This window comes from Pseudomonas sp. B3G-3 (assembly GCF_028640915.1).
GTDB classification, from domain to species: Bacteria; Pseudomonadota; Gammaproteobacteria; order Pseudomonadales; family Pseudomonadaceae; genus Aquipseudomonas; species Aquipseudomonas chlororaphis_I.
Genome location: NZ_JAQZAB010000075.1, coordinates 1 through 16,589, shown reverse-complemented (window position 1 = coordinate 16,589; position 16,589 = coordinate 1). Strand labels below are relative to the sequence as shown.

Annotated in this window: 14 protein-coding genes and 1 pseudogene; 13 read left to right on the top strand and 2 right to left on the bottom strand. The window is 58.3% G+C overall.

Translation table 11 applies throughout. From position 1 onward, the window contains the following. The 9 genes and pseudogenes from PVZ80_RS08540 to PVZ80_RS08500 form a co-directional block, all read left to right on the top strand. Positions 1 to 1,039, top strand: a 1,039-nt coding sequence (locus PVZ80_RS08540) for an SEL1-like repeat protein (protein ID WP_273863680.1), incomplete at its 5' end; no start/stop codon positions are given. After that, positions 1,039 to 2,229, top strand: a complete 1,191-nt coding sequence (locus PVZ80_RS08535) for a tetratricopeptide repeat protein (protein WP_273863679.1) — start codon at positions 1,039 to 1,041, stop codon at positions 2,227 to 2,229. The genes PVZ80_RS08540 and PVZ80_RS08535, both read left to right, overlap by 1 nt. Positions 2,230 to 2,639: 410 nt before the next feature. Beyond that, positions 2,640 to 3,044, top strand: coding sequence for a DKNYY domain-containing protein (locus PVZ80_RS08530; RefSeq protein ID WP_273863678.1), 405 nt, complete (start codon positions 2,640 to 2,642; stop codon positions 3,042 to 3,044). A gap of 188 nt (positions 3,045 to 3,232) precedes the next feature. Further along, on the top strand, positions 3,233 to 4,753 hold the full coding sequence (locus PVZ80_RS08525; protein ID WP_273863677.1) for a hypothetical protein: 1,521 nt from the start codon (positions 3,233 to 3,235) through the stop codon (positions 4,751 to 4,753). Positions 4,754 to 5,542: 789 nt separating this feature from the next. Beyond that, positions 5,543 to 6,067 (top strand): contractile injection system protein, VgrG/Pvc8 family, encoded by a 525-nt coding sequence (locus PVZ80_RS08520; protein WP_337960720.1) that lies wholly within the window; start codon positions 5,543 to 5,545, stop codon positions 6,065 to 6,067. After that, a complete protein-coding gene (locus tag PVZ80_RS08515) occupies positions 5,983 to 6,801 on the top strand; it encodes a lysozyme inhibitor LprI family protein (RefSeq protein WP_273863675.1) in 819 nt (272 codons plus the stop codon). Before PVZ80_RS08520 ends, PVZ80_RS08515 begins: the two co-directional genes overlap by 85 nt. A gap of 227 nt (positions 6,802 to 7,028) precedes the next feature. Beyond that, the gene (locus tag PVZ80_RS08510; protein ID WP_273863674.1) at positions 7,029 to 7,490 is read left to right on the top strand and encodes a hypothetical protein; all 462 of its coding nucleotides are present in this window, start codon (positions 7,029 to 7,031) and stop codon (positions 7,488 to 7,490) included. A gap of 327 nt (positions 7,491 to 7,817) precedes the next feature. After that, positions 7,818 to 8,441: an integrase gene (locus tag PVZ80_RS08505; protein WP_273863673.1), complete on the top strand. Its 624-nt coding sequence runs from the start codon at positions 7,818 to 7,820 to the stop codon at positions 8,439 to 8,441. 12 nt (positions 8,442 to 8,453) lie between these two features. Continuing rightward, positions 8,454 to 9,065 (top strand): annotated as a pseudogene (locus PVZ80_RS08500) (RES family NAD+ phosphorylase); the annotation flags it as partial. Positions 9,066 to 9,089: 24 nt separating this feature from the next. Here PVZ80_RS08500 and PVZ80_RS08495 read toward each other — a convergent pair. Both PVZ80_RS08495 and PVZ80_RS08490 read right to left on the bottom strand, forming a co-directional pair. After that, positions 9,090 to 10,181 (bottom strand): hypothetical protein, encoded by a 1,092-nt coding sequence (locus PVZ80_RS08495; protein WP_273863681.1) that lies wholly within the window; start codon positions 10,179 to 10,181, stop codon positions 9,090 to 9,092. Between the two features lie 72 nt (positions 10,182 to 10,253). Next, positions 10,254 to 10,961 (bottom strand): DUF805 domain-containing protein, encoded by a 708-nt coding sequence (locus PVZ80_RS08490; RefSeq protein WP_273863672.1) that lies wholly within the window; start codon positions 10,959 to 10,961, stop codon positions 10,254 to 10,256. A 261-nt stretch (positions 10,962 to 11,222) separates the two neighbouring features. Here PVZ80_RS08490 and PVZ80_RS08485 point away from each other — a divergent pair, with 261 nt between their 5' ends. The 4 genes from PVZ80_RS08485 (at position 11,223) to PVZ80_RS08470 (ending at position 16,020) form a co-directional block, all read left to right on the top strand. After that, the gene (locus tag PVZ80_RS08485) at positions 11,223 to 11,996 is read left to right on the top strand and encodes a hypothetical protein (RefSeq protein ID WP_273863671.1); all 774 of its coding nucleotides are present in this window, start codon (positions 11,223 to 11,225) and stop codon (positions 11,994 to 11,996) included. Positions 11,997 to 12,089: 93 nt separating this feature from the next. Beyond that, entirely contained in the window at positions 12,090 to 12,806 is a 717-nt protein-coding gene (locus PVZ80_RS08480; protein ID WP_273863670.1) for a lysozyme inhibitor LprI family protein, read from the top strand. A 66-nt stretch (positions 12,807 to 12,872) separates the two neighbouring features. Continuing rightward, positions 12,873 to 15,041, top strand: a complete 2,169-nt coding sequence (locus PVZ80_RS08475; protein WP_273863669.1) for a DUF6708 domain-containing protein — start codon at positions 12,873 to 12,875, stop codon at positions 15,039 to 15,041. After that, a complete protein-coding gene (locus tag PVZ80_RS08470; protein ID WP_273863668.1) occupies positions 15,001 to 16,020 on the top strand; it encodes a hypothetical protein in 1,020 nt (339 codons plus the stop codon). Before PVZ80_RS08475 ends, PVZ80_RS08470 begins: the two co-directional genes overlap by 41 nt. The last annotated feature ends 569 nt before the right edge of the window (positions 16,021 to 16,589 follow it).

Below are 16,589 nucleotides of genomic sequence, written 5' to 3'. Positions count from 1 at the left end.
AAAATTCGATGGCGTATCGGAGTCGTGGTTTCAGCGCGCCAAAGGATTGGATAGCCAGCAGGATGAAGCCAAGGACGCTGAGATGGTGCGCCTCTATCAACAGGCTTCCGAGCGTGGGCACTACAAAGCCATGCTCAATTTGGCAGGCTTGTATATTCGTGGCACAGGTGTCGACCGGAGCGAGAGCAAAGCCCTGGATCTGGTAGAGCGAGCCTTGAAATTGGAGTCACCTCACGCCTACTACTTGATGGGCGTCATGCTTCAGCAGGGTATAGGTGTCAAGCAGGACAAAACTGCAGCTCTGAGCTACTTTCGCCACTCTGCGGACCTCGGGAATAAGTATGGACAATTAGCGTCGGGGCAAGCACTTCGAAATGCGTTTGTAAATGAATCCGGGCCCAACAAGGAGCGAGGATACGCCATCGCTGTAAAGATGCTGGAGTGTTCGCTTTCGCAAAATCATGCAGAGGCTGGTTACTTACTAGGCCGCCACTTTCTCAGCTTCGAAAGTAATCCCGAGCGAGGGCTGTTTTATCTGCAAAGAGCGGCTGCCTTGGGCCATAAGGATAGTATTTTTAAATTAAGCACCATATTCAAAACAGGCAAAGACGGAGTAGCCAAGGATCCAGATAGAACAGCTTGCTATGATCGAGTCTGGGACTTACTCAAGAAGGAACCGGGCAGAAAATTCCCGGACATAGACCGCCTTTGCCCCCTGCCACCGCCATCTGCCACCACAGGAGCCAGCGATCAATCTTCGCCGCGCGTCGGCCTCTGGCATCAGGTAGGAAATCCCTCCGTGATGTTCCGCGCAGCCGCAGGAGATAGTTTTCCACTGGTAAATGGTGCGCCCGTTCACTGGGAGTGGGAGGCATCACCCTTTGAGGGTTCCCGCCTTGTGTCAGGTCAACCCTGCCCGTGGCCGGGAACCTGGGCCTGCGAAGACCTGCCCCTTGGTTGCCGCGAATTTGCCCATGGCGAAACCTTCCCAGAGGTGGATGGCCGCCCGGTCACCTGGCGCCTGGTGCCGCTTGCCTGATGTCGGTCGATGCGATGCGCGTTCGTCACTGCTATAGCGCAATAATCGCCATGCTCGGCGGGATCTTGCTGAGCACCGCTGCGGCGCACGCCAAGCTGCCCGTGCCTGACTGGAAGACGCTGCAGTTCACCTGCACGAAAGAGCAAAATCCTCCGCTTGATCCAGACGCGGACAAGCTGTTTCTCAAGGCGCGCGAACTTGAGAAAAAAAACAATCAAGCAAACGACAGGGCCATGCTCGAGCTATATCAAGAAGCCGCCGATAAAGGCCATCACAAGGCAATGCTTAACTTGGCCGGTCTTTATATCCGAGGTACTGGCGTACCCAAAGATGAAAGGAGGGCTGTGGACTTTGTCGAAAAGGCCCTTAGGCTCAACTCACCCCACGCCTTCTATCTCATGGGCGTTATGTTGCAACAAGGAATAGGCGTAAAAAAGGACGAGAAATCTGCCTTGAGTTACTTCCGACGATCGGCAGATCTGGGTAATCGCTATGGACAACAGGCTGCAGGAGAGGCAATACGTGACGCATTTATCCAGCAGCCAGAACCTAATAGAAGTCGAGGGTACACAATAGCTGTTCAGAGGATGGAATGTGCTTTAGGACAAGATCTCGCCGAGGCTGGGTATGCATTGGGTCTACACTTCTTAACCATTGAGCGGGATGTTTCGCGAGCGCTCGAGTCCTTCCAGAGAGGTGCTGCGCTCGGCCATGAGAAAAGCCTTTATATGTTGTACTCGACATTCAAAGAAGGGAGCAATGGAGTTGAGAAGGATCCCAGGCGGGCAGCATGCTATGACAAGCGATGGGCCGAAGCTCAAGCGGAACCTGGCAAGAAGTTCCCCGACATAGATCGTCTCTGCCCCCTACCACCGCAGTCCGCTCGCACTGGTGCCAGCGGCCAGCCTTCGCCGCGCGTCGGCCTCTGGCATCAGGCAGGGAATCCCACAGAGATGTTCCGCGCAGCTACGGGCGATAGTTTGCCGCTGGTAGACGGCTTGCCTGTTCACTGGGAATGGGAGGCGTCGCGCTTTGAGGGCTCTCGCCTAGCCTCAGGGCAATCATGCCCCTGGCCAGGAATCTGGGCCTGCGAAGACCTGCCCATCGGTGCTCGCGAATTTGCCCATGGTGAAACCTTGCCGGAGGTGGATGGCCGCCCGGTCACCTGGCGCCTGGTGCCACGCGCATGAGGATTGACACTAGGCATGTTCCCTGTCGGCGAGGCGTAGTGGTGCCAAACCCTAAGCGCTTTGCCCATCTAAACGTCTTGTGCATCCTGGCGATCTTTCTGTCTGGCTGCAGCTCTCACGAGTACTCGTGCACTGAATACTGGCACTCCTCGCCACAACCGGACTGGTCGACAAAGTATCAAGCAGCGGGGACGAAGAAATGCAAACAGAGGGAAGATTCACCTCCAGAGTATCTGGTCCTCGACGGGAAAGCCTACTTTGTTACGACCCTGAAAACAGTTAGAAGAGGTCAAAGTTGGATGGGAGGAGGAACGACCCAGTCTGGTGGGAGCACGCGTGTTGAGCGTGACTACTATCCGCTAGGCGGCAGCGTTGACGTAGCTGCAATTCGGCCGTGGCAACAGCAGGGGATGCGGATCAACAACTATGCAACGGATGGTAGAAATGTGTTCTATCGTGCAATACCTATTCATGCAGCCTCGGTAAAGAGCTTTTCGGTGATGGATTATGAATGGGCCCGGGACACCTCCGTCCTGTTCCATAACGGAAAACTCGTACCAAATGCCAATCCAGACGACATTCGCTTCGTGACTCCAAGTCTCTTGGTGAGCAACAACCGAGTTTTCGATGTCAGCCACAAAGGAGTTATCGAACGTCCGGATATGGACGCGTCTTTACGCCGATTGAGTTCGAGCTGCGTGACCGATCGGAATCATATCTATCGCGCAGGAAAACAGATTGCTACGGTAGAGGACCTTCTTACCGAAGGAGTGGGCATGCCAGCGGTGTGCGCAACTCCTGAGCGTGGACGGTGATTAAGACTTTGCGTCCAGCACTTACAAACGAGAGCAGGGAAGCATCCGGGCGGTATTTCAGATCTATCTGATTGCTGTGTAAATGCGTTCAGGCTGAACATCTAAGAATGTCTTCTTACTGCCTACCAAGTCTTTGGAGTTAAATCACAGGGCGTGAAGAAGCCAGCTCCGTTTGTACGAGGTTTGCTATGGAACAGCCCCCAGCTCAACATGAACTTGGCGAGGCAATCTTCTCATCGCTTCGCCCCGGTGCGCGGGTCACCATCGCGGGTGGAGCAAATCGCCCAACGTTCGAGATCGTGGACGCAGCCTTGCGCGCGTCATGCAAATTGGGCGGGCAGCACGTCAGGTGCGCCGATGTCTTGCCTGGGGTTGTGATGCGGGTGTCCATGGATGTGGCGACCGTATCCCTGATGCTGCAGCAGGAAGATGTTTCCGCTGCAATCTGGCAATATCTCCGACCTGAGCTGGTCGACTGGCTGACCGACAGGTCACCAAGCGCGGGTATCAGGCTGACAGTTGGTCAGGGCGTCAATTTCGAGTTTGGCTGGAGCGAGCGTGTCAGGCTGCTTGACGCGAAAGTGTTCCTCACCGTTCGCCATGATGCGCAGTTCAGCTCCCAGTATCGCAAGCGGCGTAGGCGACTCCCCCTCGTTGAGTCAGACGGTGAGAGCCAGACCGGCTTTCGAGGCAAAGAGCTATTGCTTGACGCGCTGAAGAAGGGCATCCAAACCAACGACGTTAAATATGCGAGGCTTCCTGCGCCCGTCCGATATCGAGTTACTGGCGCTTTAGCCGCTTGGCGAGCATTTCGCAAAGGCACAGACCTCCATTCCTCGGAGTCAGTTCTCGCCCTCTTTCAGTCCGAGCCAATTGCCAACCTGGTTAAGATATTCGGCAAGCTCGGACAGTCGACATTTCATGAGGGGGCAGCAGGCTACTCCCGGAATGCCCTCGCATTGCAAGCATCTCATAGTGCGGTATGGCAGGCCTTCGAGGTTCGTGAGGGCGTGTTCTACGAACCTAGCGCCGCACTCCATCGACTACTGGATGACAGCTATATAGCCGATGACGTGGGAATTGGTCATGTTCAGCTCCCGGCTCAAGCCTTGTGCATCATTCCGGAACCCTCTCGCTGGCATCGCCCCGGCGGTTGCGAGTCGATTGTGTTGTTCAAGTCGGCCTCGTACATCAATTGCGTTACCTGGTCTCATCGCGATGACCCGGAGCGAAGCGTGGTTATGGACGTCATCGAGTTGTCTTTGGCAAATCCCGAACGCACCATACGCGAACTGCTGGACGGTGCATTCAAGTCGCAGTTCGATGGTATGGAAGGTATCCGTCAGCACTGGCGGAACTCACTCGACTACGCGATCAAGATGTTGCTGTATCTCTCGGTGCGCAATGCCCATGTAACGCGCGACCGGGCATACAGCGAGGCTCCAAGATCTTTCCCGGGGCTCGGACGCCGCAAGCGCGAAGAACGACTTGCCGAGATAGAGTCACTCTATGACCGCCATATCGTCGGTCCCGCTTTGCTCGATGAACAACCAGAGCGGGCCGAGCCTAGAGAACCAGGCACACGAGAAGTCAGCAGTCACTGGCGGCGACCGCATTTTCGAATGCAAGCACACGGCGCTGGGGCTACCCAACGCAAGCTGGTATTCATCGGCCCAACCATCGTGCGTGCTGATCGCTTGACCGGGTAAGGTGAGTGATCAATACGGCGACACAGCTCCATTTTGGTTTCGTAGATAGCAATGAATGACGCTGCCGATCCACCGGCAATGCCGCGGGCCACCGTGTGTTTGCTTGTTGAATAGAGCTCCGCGGCGCACCAGTGCAGCTTGGGACCGTCGCTTGTGCGACTCTTTGATTTCGAAGGTCGCCTGACTTTTCGACTCGCAAATGTTTCGAGCTTAGACGCCCCCCACTTTCCTTCGATTGCCTGCGCCTCAACGAACTTCGTCGCTGCTCAGCCAGCAATGGAGTGATAGGCGCAACCTTCGACGCGGACCGGGCAGAACAACGCAACCTCACCGAGCTCGCCTTCTTTGGCGGTGCCAAGAGTTGCCCCTGCCCTAGCCCATGATGCGATGGCTCAATCGCGTCGACTTCAGAATGTTCACCAGCTATTTTGGGAACTCTCTTATCCCCTTCGATACGACTCACGCAATAGGATTCAAATTAGAAGAGTTTTGACTGCCACTTCAGCTCTCGACAACGACGCCTTCGGGCAGGCAGCGGTCATAGCATAGGGAAGCAGTACCCATGGGCATCACAGGGAGTTTTCCGTGCCTACGCAACGATCTGCGCTTCACGCTCGACCTCATCGGCGGTGAGGCTCGCGACGTCTTCGAGGTCGTCGAATTCGAGCTTCGCGAAGCCCTCTGCGAGACCGTTCACCTCGCGGAGGAGTTGAGCAGCGCCAGCTCCCCTCCCCAAAAAAATCGACTTCGGCCAGGTGCTGGATCAGCCCTCGCGCCTAACCCTCTGGCATGGCCAACAGGAGGCGCGCCATGTGTACGGTGCCGTGCCGTCCTGCGTCCAAGGCGAGTCCGGGTTTCGACGCACCCGCTTACTCAGCTGTGATCGAGCCACGCCTGGCGCGCCTGAAGCTCAGCTCCGACTGGCGGATACTCCAGACCCTCACCGTCCCGCAGATCGCCAAAGCGGTGCTCAAGGCCCATGGCCTCAACCACCGGCGTGACAAGACCGTGGCCAACCACAGGGCGCGCATTGGCGGGAACCAGGATTACACCGTGGAGGGGCACTCTGAGCTGCAAGCGGGTGAATCGATTGTTCACCGAACCAAGGACTATGAGCTACATGCTGGAGATGAAGTGGTAATTAATGGACCTAGGGGAACCATCCGTATCGATGGGGCCCGCATTACCCTTGACGCTATGCCGTGTACAAGTAGGCAAAGGAGTTCCGCATGCATCCATTTTCAACACGAGTCTCACAGGCCCGTACGCGGCTCTCGCGGCCGATCCGAAGTCGCTTGCGCCATACCACGTTAAATGTGTTGCTGGTGCTGACCGCCGTGTGCACCGGCCAGGTCCGAGCCGAGCCTCTACTATTGGTTGACCTGCTGGACATGGCGCGCAATGGCAACGATGTTGCCGCGCTGCTGGGCATCATTGCCGTTGACTATGACGAGGACGAAACCAACCCCTTCCTTTTACAGCCAGGTGAGTGCGTCGAGCCAGTGCCGGACAATATCGACGCTCCCATCGGCTCTTGCTATGCCGTGCGATTGCGCGATAGTGACTTGCGCGTTTCCGGCCTGCGTTCCAACATACTGGCGCAATTGGGGAATACGGACTACCTGCTGCTGCAGTGGCACACCAGCCCGGATGACCCGAACGATAAACTCGGCAACCATTTCTTTAAAGTCGAGCTGGGCTATTTCGGCGTTTACAACTCCAACAGGGAGCAGTGGTTCGACCTGAGCCGCTTGCCCGGCGTGCTGGATCCATACCGGCCTTACGCTTTCCTCCATCGGTACTACGATGATCGTCTGAACACACTGTACCGGCACACGTTGGCCGATCTGGATCCAGCAACGGAGGCAGGAACATCGCTGCGCGACACTCAGCGGCAGTGGCACAAGCGAGCATTGGAGGAGTGCGTCGCTACACGGCCAAAGCATGAGGAAGCAGAGGCAAAGTGCCTGATGGAGCTTACTTCGAAACGGGTCTGGGAAATAAAGAGGCTGCGCTTGAGGCTGGGTATCGCCAATGACGTGACCTGACGTTAGTGCTGTCCAAGAAGCCCAAGCGGACCAGGAACCAGCGCAGCGCCCCCTATCTGTGCCTAGTCGAACTGAGGCGCTGCTCTTAACGAGCCAAGGAGGCACTGACGCCTCGCCGTCCGTTCTGACGCAGTCAAGGCAGGCCCTTACATTCGTCGCGCTGTAGCACCTGCAGTATGCTGCCGACGGTTCAGTCGACACGTCCAATCATTTGAGGAGCGCACAATATGCTGTACGTAAGGCTCAGTCTGGTGATGGGACTATTGCTCACAGCAACCACTGCTGCAGCGGCGGACTGGCTGCTCGATCCGCCTCGGGAAGACGGGGAAGTTGCGGCCTTCACAACTGACGCTCAAGGCAACAAGTTCGGAGTTGCCTGTTACAAGTTCAGTGGGGAGTGCTTTTGGGAGCTCCGGCCGAAATTGGAGTGCCCGACTACCGATGAGCTCAAGCTAACGATTGAGTCCGGCGGCCAGTGGCTTCCTAGTGAAGGCGCGTGCCTTGCCGCGGATGAGGACGACCCGTCGTTCGTGGTGTTAACCGACTTTGAGCAGATTGCGGCCATCGTCCAGAAGGACCACACCCTCTCGATCAGGTCTGAGCTGCAGCCCCAGATCAACTCAGGACCGTTCGATGTCACAGGGGCTATGCAGGCGCTGGAGAAGGTTAAGCGTGATATATCCAGGTAGCACGAGCCTTCCGATTGCGGTCAAGCGGGGCATTGGCATTGAGTCTGATCTTACTCTGGCAGCCCCTCGTCCCAATACGTCCTGGTGCAGTAAGCACCCTGGACTCATCACGGAGAGGATCACTTGGGGCTGGTAATGAAGCCTCCGATACCTGGCGCAAGCCACAGGAAGGCTGATCGAGCGCCGGCTCGATATCAAAGGCCAGAGCGCTGAGCCGACCTTCCTACCAGGGTGAGTCGGGGTGATTGACAAAGTTGTCATAGTTGACAAATGCGACATTTGAGACTAAGGTAATCCTTGCCTCAGTCTTTCCTATGGGAGATGGCCATGTCCACGACACTTGAATTCATTGCCGACCACCTGCCGCGCATCACGGTTGAGGATGTGGTTCGCCGCTTCTCAGCGACCGTAGAAATCCGCGACGCCCAGGCCTTTGCCACCGAGTTGCAGGCGTTCGTCCATGAGCGTGTGGAGGCGGTGGAGTTGCCCCGGGCATTGGAATTGGAATCAATCGAACTCAGTCTGGCGCGCAAGGCGGCTGCACTGCGTAGCGAGTCCTCCTGGGCGCCTGGCGAGACCGAGATCCAGCGTGGTCGCGCGTTGCGGCTGGAAGCCTTCAATCAGGCGGACAATCTACCGCTTCCGGAATTTGCCCGGCTTGCAAGCAAGTCGCGCCAGCAGGTCTACAAGGACATTGATAACCGCCGACTGTTGGCGCTGAACGTGGGGCCTCGCGGCCAAAAGTTGCCCGATTGGCAGTTAGACCCGGTGAAGCGACAGTTGACGCAGGCTGTGCTGCAGCAGAGCAAGGGCGTCGACAACTGGACGCTGTATCGTGCGCTGTCCGAACCCCTCGAGGGTCTGGGGGGGCGCACACCGATTGCAGCCGTCACGGCCGCTTCAATCGACGATGTGGCCAAGGCCGTGCTGAATGTGCTGAGCGTGCAGTAAAGTGCGGCAAAAATGAGCATCAAGCTGCCGTTGTGCGTCCTGCCCGCGGGTGAGCTGCTCCAGCACGTGAGCCGCGTGGTCTATCGGGACAAGCCGTTGTACTACGGCCGCGGCGGCACCAACCGTTACGACTCGCCAAATGCGGATTACGGGGTGCTCTACCTCGGCCCGAACCTTCCTACGGCATTGATGGAGTCAGTGTTCCACAAGCACCAATGGCTGACGGACACCAAGCGCTCGATCGCATTGGCAGAGGTCAAAAGCCGATTGGTGCGTGCGGTAGGTGTGCTGGACGCTCTGCACCTGGCGGACCTCACGGCCGACGGGGTGATGGCGGGATATTTTGGCTTGAACTTGGAACAACTGGCCAGCCGCGACTACACGTACACGCAGCAGGTGTCAGGCCAGGTGTCAGGCCAGGTGCACGGGCTGCCGGGAGGTGGTGCGCCACCGCAATTTGATGGTGTGCGCTATCCATCACGCAACAACTATCCCGCCGCGAGCATTGCGCTCTTCGAGCGCGCTGCCTCGAAGATCAAGGTCATCGATGACATCGACCTAGCAGACCATGCTGGATGGCCGGATTTCGTTGCCAAGTACGGAATCGGTATTGAGCCTGATCCTGACCTGCTGATCGCGGGACGAGCGCTAAGGCTGCACGAGCGCGCTGATTTGCCGTTGTGCCTCGTCGCGCCCCGTCATAGGCCGCGAATCTGTCAGGCTCCATCGCGTGAAAATTCCCGGTCCGAAACTCTCGCGCTGATACTGATACAGGCTATGGCCGTCGCGCCCAAACAGCCAGACCGAGCGGTCATAGAGGCCCACTGGCGATCGGTCAACCGTCTTAAGGTATATCCAGGCGTTGCGGGCGCGGTCCTGAAGGAAGAGTTTGCTTTCCAACTGCACCAGTATGTAGCGGTCACTCCACGCCTTGACGGTCGCGCTGTGCTTGGCCATGTAAGGCAAGGGGAGCTGCCGGCCAAGGGCAAGCAGGTCTGCACCGACGCGCGCATCGTCTGCAGGGGTTGGGCCGGATTCGATGACCTTGACGAGTGCTTCGGGAGATGCTCCCGGCGCAATGGCCGAATAGCTGTACGTCTGGAATAGCGGAATGTCCGTGAGCCCCGCGTCGAGTGCGCCGCCCTGGTCCACGAAGGCTTGCGCCTGTACCCGTTGCCCCTCCAGCCACGCCAGCGCGAGGTGCTCAGGCGGCGTATCGCAGTCATGGACATTCTCATACCAATACCAACCCAGCCTACCCACGTGTTCTGTCATGCATAGATGGGCAATGCTGTTGCCCAACCTCAGGCCCGCCAGACCCGTGATGAAGGCAGCCTTCTCGGGATCGCCACGGTCGGGTACTGCGTAGGACGTGACGGTGTAGCGCGTGTTGCGCGCACCTTTACGCTCCGTCGAGTAGTACTGCAGCAGCAGACTGCGTTGCATTGTCGAGTGGCGACTCGTGCTATTGATCCATTCGGCGATGGGCTCGTTCATTGCGCCCAATAGCACAGACGCCGCAATGCCTAGGGCCCAGATCGAGATGGCGACATCGAAGCGTCTGCCTTCCTTGATGGCCAGTCCGTGATAGTCCCTGCTCAACATCCAAGTGCCAAAAGCAGAATAAAGCAGTGCTCCCAGCCAGCCAATGAGGTGAATCGTGGCGGCATTGGAGATGATGGTCGGGGGACTGTCCAGGAAGGCGGCGACCAGGAAGGGGCCGACCGTCCAGACCAGCAACAGAGGGAGCCATCCCAGGCGCGTTGCGGAAAATATGGCAAGAAGGGGCATTCGATTCGCAGGCGCCCAGCGTTACGCGGTGGTCTGGCTGGGCCGCAGGGCCAGCACGAAAGAGCCCCAGGCGGAAAGGCAAAACGCGGGCACCAGAAAGCCCAGGTGTTGACGCCAAAAGCTCTCTATCCCCAGGTCCGCGAGCGCTTCGGCGGAGAAATGGGTGGGCCAAACTACGAGCTCTTTTACCGCCTGCTCGTAGATCTCATAGAAACGGACGGAGCTCAGTTCGAGCAGGCTCCAGGCCGGCACGAACGCGCGTGGAAACAGATATTGTGGCGCGTGAAGCCAGCTGCCTTGCGCAACAAATTGGTTACCGTCCCCGGGGAGGGAAAACGGATGATACAGATAGAAAATCCAATAACCAAGGTGCAGAAAAACCGGCGCGATCATGAAGGGAATGAGAAGCCAGACCGGCCGACCGGCATCGCGCAGCCGCCTTGCGGAGATCGATAGCAAGGACCAGAACAGCGCTGTCGCCAGCGGGAGAGCGAGGACAAAGAAGCTCCACGACTGTTGCAGTGTGACGCGACCGATTTGGATGCCCGGCGCGGGCGACCACAGCGGGTTGGACTTGCCGACGGCGAGAAAGAGGATATTGAGGACGACCGGGAGCGTGTTCATCAGCACGATGAACAATACGATGGCCGCCAGTGTTCTGCGCCAATAGGTGGCCCTGTCGAGCTTGCCGGAAAAGCAGAACAGTGATTCTTTTATTGTGGCGAACATGCGAACGGATCCTTCGCCGGTCACGGCGTTGAGGAAAGGGAAGATAAACGGATATGAAGCCGACATTGTAGGAATTGAACGCGGGCATGTACGCCGGCGCCGCTAGCTTTCAGATTGTTCTTTCGAAGATACAGACGCAGAGACGCCGAAGTTGAGACTCTTCTGACTCCTTTGCGCTCGGAAAAAGTGATCAAATTCCAGTTCCCTATCAACCCTGATCTTCACCCTGGGGGAGCTTTGCAGGAGAAAACAAGGCGGTGCATGCAGCCTGCGCGGTTCTTGCGGGCGTTGTTGTTCGGCACCATGCTGTCAGCCGCCAACAGTGTTTGCGCACAGCTGGCTTTTTCGACGGATGTCGTGACCGTGCATGTCGTAAACCGTTCATTGGGGTATAAGCGTCCCTCTCCCCCTGCGCTGGTGACCGCGCTAGTCAAGATAACTGACAACCATCCGCGAGAGTCTCCAGCATGTTGGGAGAAGATCCCGGCGCTACTGCCACCTGGAGAGTGTCAGACGCGGTTTGAAGAAGACCTGAGCCTGTGGCGTCCCTGCTATGTGGTGCACCTATGGGAGGACGATACGCCCGTTCCCGAGGTGAAAGTGACCATACTTGATACGGTGGGCTTCGACAGCTGGATGCTGCTGGAGTATGCCTCGATGCGCAAAGACGGCTATGCGGGCGGCTTTCGCGTCGAGATAGGTTGGAAAGGCCTTTCCAGCGAAAATAGACAGACGACATACGAGCCATTTTTTTTGAGCCGCAGTGACTTCGACCCTGAGCGTCCCTACCGCCTGTTGTACACAGACGCCGATAAAGATATGCGCGTGCTCTACAACAACCGCCTGGCATCGTTCCAGCGAACAAACAACGAAAAGCAAGTCACGCTTCTGCAGGAGGCGCAACGCCGGTGGGTTTACTCCATGGAGGACGGCTGCCGTGATCAGCCGCCGGAGCAGGCCGAGCGCTGCCAATGGATAGCGACGCAGCAGCGACTTTTCACGCTGAAGGACGAGACGACGAACCCGTGGAACTGAGGCGCCATGTCTTCTCGACGATACGATCTAGGGACATCGTCCATCAGTGTTGAAGGATATCCATTGCGAACTTCGATAGGGGCATGGTGGGCCATGACGCTGTTGTCAGGAACCGCATCAATGGTGGCGCCCCCCGCCAAGGCAGACATGTTCTTCGAAACGCAGGTACTGGCGGCCCGTAGCGTTCCCGGCCAGCCCGCGCGGGTCGACTTGCTGGTCAAGATAACGGACACCGTGCCCAACGGTCCCAACGCATGTTCCGACAAGACCACGGCATTGCTGCCGCCGGGACGTTGCTCGACACGATTCGATGAAGACGGCCGCATGGCCGGTCGCCCCTGCTACTTCCTACAACTGTGGGAGGGGGGCGTTCCTGTGCCGGCCGTGGAAATGACGATACTCGACACCGTGGGCTTCGAGAGCTGGATCGTGTTGAGATACCCGTCACCATCCAGGCGGCAGCACAGCGCGAGTGTGCGTTTTAAGTTAAGCGCGGGTGGCGTAATCAACAAGGATACGGCCACGCTTCATGATCTCTTGGTCTACGCGCGCGAGGATTTCGATCCGGACCATCCCTACCGGATGTTGTACATAACGGCAGACAAGGAGATGAACGAAATCTATGGCGAAACGCTGAACCGGCTAAAGCGATCCGATAACACCGATCAGGCCGAATTGCTGCTTGCGGCACAGCGCCGCTGGCTGCGGAATATGGAACCGGCTTGCGGAATGGCGTCCACGGAGCAGACAGACCGCTGCCGGTGGGTGAATACGCAGCACCAGATTATGGAACTAACGAAGCAGTGGTGATTCGACTGGCTAAACGCAAAGGTGAACGACGGTCAATCGGTCGAGTCTGCGAGCGAGGGGGCGCTTGTGACGAAGCATGACAAGAACGATCCCTCGCTTGACGAGGACCTGCTGCGGTATCGCAGCGGCGTGCTGCCCGGCCCTGACATTGCGCCGGCGCGCGCGCCCCTGCCAGACGAACTGGATGCACCGCCGGTTCATGTGGACGACGTCTACATGGAATTGTCACTGTCCTATCCGATACGCGGCGGCATGCTGTATGCAGGTTTGGCCTCTATCGCAATGGCGCTTTTTCTTCTCATTGGGACGGGTGTCGAATTTCTGTTGGAGCCGCAATCGTGGTTGACGTTGAGCGAGCTGTGGATGCTCTTGGGTTGCGGCCTGTTGTTCTTCACGGTGGGGGTGCATGCCATTCGTGGCGATGTGGAGCGTCCGCGCGATGAGCCAATCCGGTTCAATCGCATTCGGCGCAAGGTATATGTCCATCGATTCAGGGGAGTTTTCAATCCCTTCTCGCGACGAGCCTGGCGGGCACGTGTGGCGGAATACGATTGGGATTGCCTGCGAGCTCGGAAAGGCCGAACCAAGTATGGCGAATTTGTAATCATCGAGGTGCTGAATGAACCTGGCGGCCGTGTGGTGGCCAGAAACAAATTGGCGTACGCCGAGTACCAGCGTGGCGCGCATCGCTGGATGTTGGCACGGATCTTTATGCAGCAGGGACCCGAGGCCTTGCCGGAATTTCCTAACGTGCCCCGGAATGAAGCCAGCAAGGTCAGGCGGAATCTGGCCTGGCGGCTCGCACCGGAAGTGCGCTGGCCCAGAGAGATCGATGTTCTTTCGCGGACCGTGCCGGGCGGCGAGCATGCCCATTTGTCTCCCGCGCCCCTGGACGCGGCGTTGCTGCAACAGGAGCGGAAGCAGTTGGAGGCACGGCGTTTGGAAGTATTCAAATGCTGGGCGCTCGGGCTGACGGGAGGAGTGATCGCCTGCTCCGCGATGACGCACTCTCCGGGGTTGTGGCGTGACACAGCGCTGGCATGGGCGTGGCTGCAAGGTGCGCAACTGCAGACATTTGAATCGGCCGATGCCCTGCTTGCGGACCTGCCGGGGCGAGGCTGGCAGGTGTCATTGCGCGGACAAGGTCGCTGCATGGTGATGGACCCGGACATCAGCCCAACCCCAGAGCTGCCGAGCATCAATTGCAGTGCCGTGCTCTGGGGTGGCACCGGCCCCGTTGTTGCCCCGTTGAACCTTGGCGAGGCCTGGATCGAATTGCACGACGGAAACGTCTTCCGGCCCGTGCGGATCAAGACCCGATTGCAGGATGAACTCGATGCGCAAGGCAAAGCCGCTCAAGCGAAAGTCCTGTCCCTGTATGACGAACCGCCCGGGTTGTCCGCCTACCTGGACATTCGCCGTATGGTGCGCAGCGTCGATGCCGCCTGTGGCGACATCCCGCGAAACCGGGAAGCGCAGCTCGTTCCTTCCCGTTGCGCGGCGTTGCAGCGGCGCATCATGGCGTTGTTAGAAGATGGCGAGAGCCAGGCGGTCTGGAGCTGGCAGGATCTGGTGGCGCGGGTGAACGGCGATCCGGCATTCACGCTGACAGTGACGGATATGACGCGGTTGGTGAGTACGGCCGGACTCCTCGCGCGGGGGGAGGCGCTGGGCAGGGCCGCACCGGCGGGGCTTCTTAACGAGGCCCAACAGTACATTTCGTCGATGGAGGCGCGTCCTGGCTTTCGGATTGATGTCAGCACGCTAAACGCGATACGCGAGGAGGCCAGAGCCTTGAGCACGCCACTCCTCAATGCCGGCGCGCTAGCGGCCTTGCGCGGGACAGCGGCGTCGCAGCAGGGCGGCGTGCAGCTTGAAGCGCACCGCTGGCGCAATGATTCCCAACCGCCCGTACCCGCAGCGTGGCAAGACAAAGCGCGCTGGCCGCCCAGGGAGACTCAGGATGCCTTCGGCCGTTGGCGAGAAATTCAGGCGCTGGCCGGCGAGCCAGGGATATTCATACTTGAAGGGATGGTGCAAGTTCGGACACGCGCCGACACGCCGGCCGACAGGGCCACGCTCAAGGTAGATGCTTCCCAGCCGCTATCCGCCCAATGGGCCTCGGCTTTCAGGCTGTTGCTACTGGCGGCTGGTGTGGCCGCAGTCGCGGCGGCTTCTATGAACGGGCAGCACTATGCCGCCGATCGCGATGGGCATGATCCAAGAGCAACTTGATGAGGTCATCGGCGCGGGCCCCGGGTCTCAGGCGGCCTGGGCTCTAGGAACCGGCCCAGGCCCTGCGCGGCCGATCCAGAAGGCGCTGTGCTCAAAAGAATCTTTGACAAGCGTTGTGCATGAACAGTACAAAAAAATCGGAAAATCAATGACCAAGGATACACCGTCCTCGGCGGCCAATAGGCGGCGTCCGGGCCGCTCGAAACTGCCTTCCGATCGGCCGCTGACGAAGAAGGATTGGCTGATATTGCCGATCGCCATCGTGTCGATACTGGGGCTGACCCTGCCGGCCTTGGTCGTTGCGTTTTCTCCCGCATGGGTAAGCATCGACTTTGCTCGCTCTATGGACTCGGAGTTCAAGTACACGCCCGCTGAAACGTGGTTGTGGAGGGCTCTTGTTCTGTTTGCGGTGACTCACGCGGGTTACCTGTGCTTCAGGTTGGCTTGCTGGCTTGAGCGGCGCGTTTCCGACGTTCTTTTCCCGGTCTGGATCGTGGCGCCCCTGAGCCTGTTCTCATGTTTCTTCGGCGCGCTGCTGAGTGAGCGGGATGCGCTGCACCTGATCAATCAACACCTTGGAAAACCTGAAATTATCGAAGCCGTACTGCTCAGTAAAAATATCGACTGTACGAGTACATCCAGCAGGCGCAGACCGAGATTCGACCGGGATAGCGTTCAATGCAATCGGGAAGTGCTCTTCGCTACGGCTAGCGGCAGAGTGTTTTTCCGAGGCTCAACGGCGGACTACTCGATAAATGTACTGAAACCGGGCGATCGCGCACAGCTAGCCGTCTGTCGAACCCCGCTGGGTAGTTCCCTGATGTGGGTCGACCCTACGGGAGCCACAGCCGGAACGCCGGGACTCGCGCTCAAGCTGTCGGTCTGGCGCAAGATGCAATCCAGGAACCGCCCTGCATTACCTTGCGCGAGCAACGAATACCAGCCTGCTTCACCGTCGGTAATGGATGTTCAAGCATGAAGCGCCTTCTATCTTGGCTCCCACCTCGAATGTCCGCGGGTGGCAATCTGTCCTTCGCCGCACCCTATCTTATTTTTAGGCATCGCACTGGGCATTTGGCGGCAGTTTATGAGGGCTGGAGTTGGTCCGGGTTTCTCTACGGCCCGCTCTGGGCACTGCGCCATCGTCTGTGGAAAGTGATCGCCTATTTCTCTATTTTTTTCCTGCTTTGCGCGACTACCCCGCTAATTCACTCTTGGTGGGCCGGGCTGGCTTGGATGTGGTTCTATCCAGGCGCCTTTGCGTTCTTCGTGGCTATGGGGATAGCAGGCAATTCCCTTCTATGTAGACGACTGGAACGCCTTGGCTATAGGAAGGTGGGCACTTTCTACGACGCGGTTTCAAGACGGGAGGCACTCGAGTGCTACCGAGTGCAGCAAGAGGCCAGGAACGAGAGGCGTCGACATAAGCGTGCTGCTAAGAAAGCGAGAAGCACAATGGGCGTCGTGGAGGAAGATGGTGCTATGGGCAACGCCGAGCACCGCACTACCTCCGGCAGACCAATCTCATGAAAGCTCCCGGTGGTCTGG

Coding starts and splice junctions, on each gene's coding strand:
- PVZ80_RS08470 (WP_273863668.1), top strand. CDS start 15,001: ATGCCGCCGATCGCGATGGGCATGATCCAAGAGCAACTTGATGAGGTC.
- PVZ80_RS08515 (WP_273863675.1), top strand. CDS start 5,983: ATGCATCCATTTTCAACACGAGTCTCACAGGCCCGTACGCGGCTCTCG.
- PVZ80_RS08485 (WP_273863671.1), top strand. CDS start 11,223: ATGCAGCCTGCGCGGTTCTTGCGGGCGTTGTTGTTCGGCACCATGCTG.
- PVZ80_RS08520 (WP_337960720.1), top strand. CDS start 5,543: ATGGCCAACAGGAGGCGCGCCATGTGTACGGTGCCGTGCCGTCCTGCG.
- PVZ80_RS08530 (WP_273863678.1), top strand. CDS start 2,640: ATGCGGATCAACAACTATGCAACGGATGGTAGAAATGTGTTCTATCGT.
- PVZ80_RS08490 (WP_273863672.1), bottom strand. CDS start 10,961: ATGTTCGCCACAATAAAAGAATCACTGTTCTGCTTTTCCGGCAAGCTC.
- PVZ80_RS08535 (WP_273863679.1), top strand. CDS start 1,039: ATGTCGGTCGATGCGATGCGCGTTCGTCACTGCTATAGCGCAATAATC.
- PVZ80_RS08510 (WP_273863674.1), top strand. CDS start 7,029: ATGCTGTACGTAAGGCTCAGTCTGGTGATGGGACTATTGCTCACAGCA.
- PVZ80_RS08525 (WP_273863677.1), top strand. CDS start 3,233: ATGGAACAGCCCCCAGCTCAACATGAACTTGGCGAGGCAATCTTCTCA.
- PVZ80_RS08480 (WP_273863670.1), top strand. CDS start 12,090: ATGACGCTGTTGTCAGGAACCGCATCAATGGTGGCGCCCCCCGCCAAG.
- PVZ80_RS08505 (WP_273863673.1), top strand. CDS start 7,818: ATGTCCACGACACTTGAATTCATTGCCGACCACCTGCCGCGCATCACG.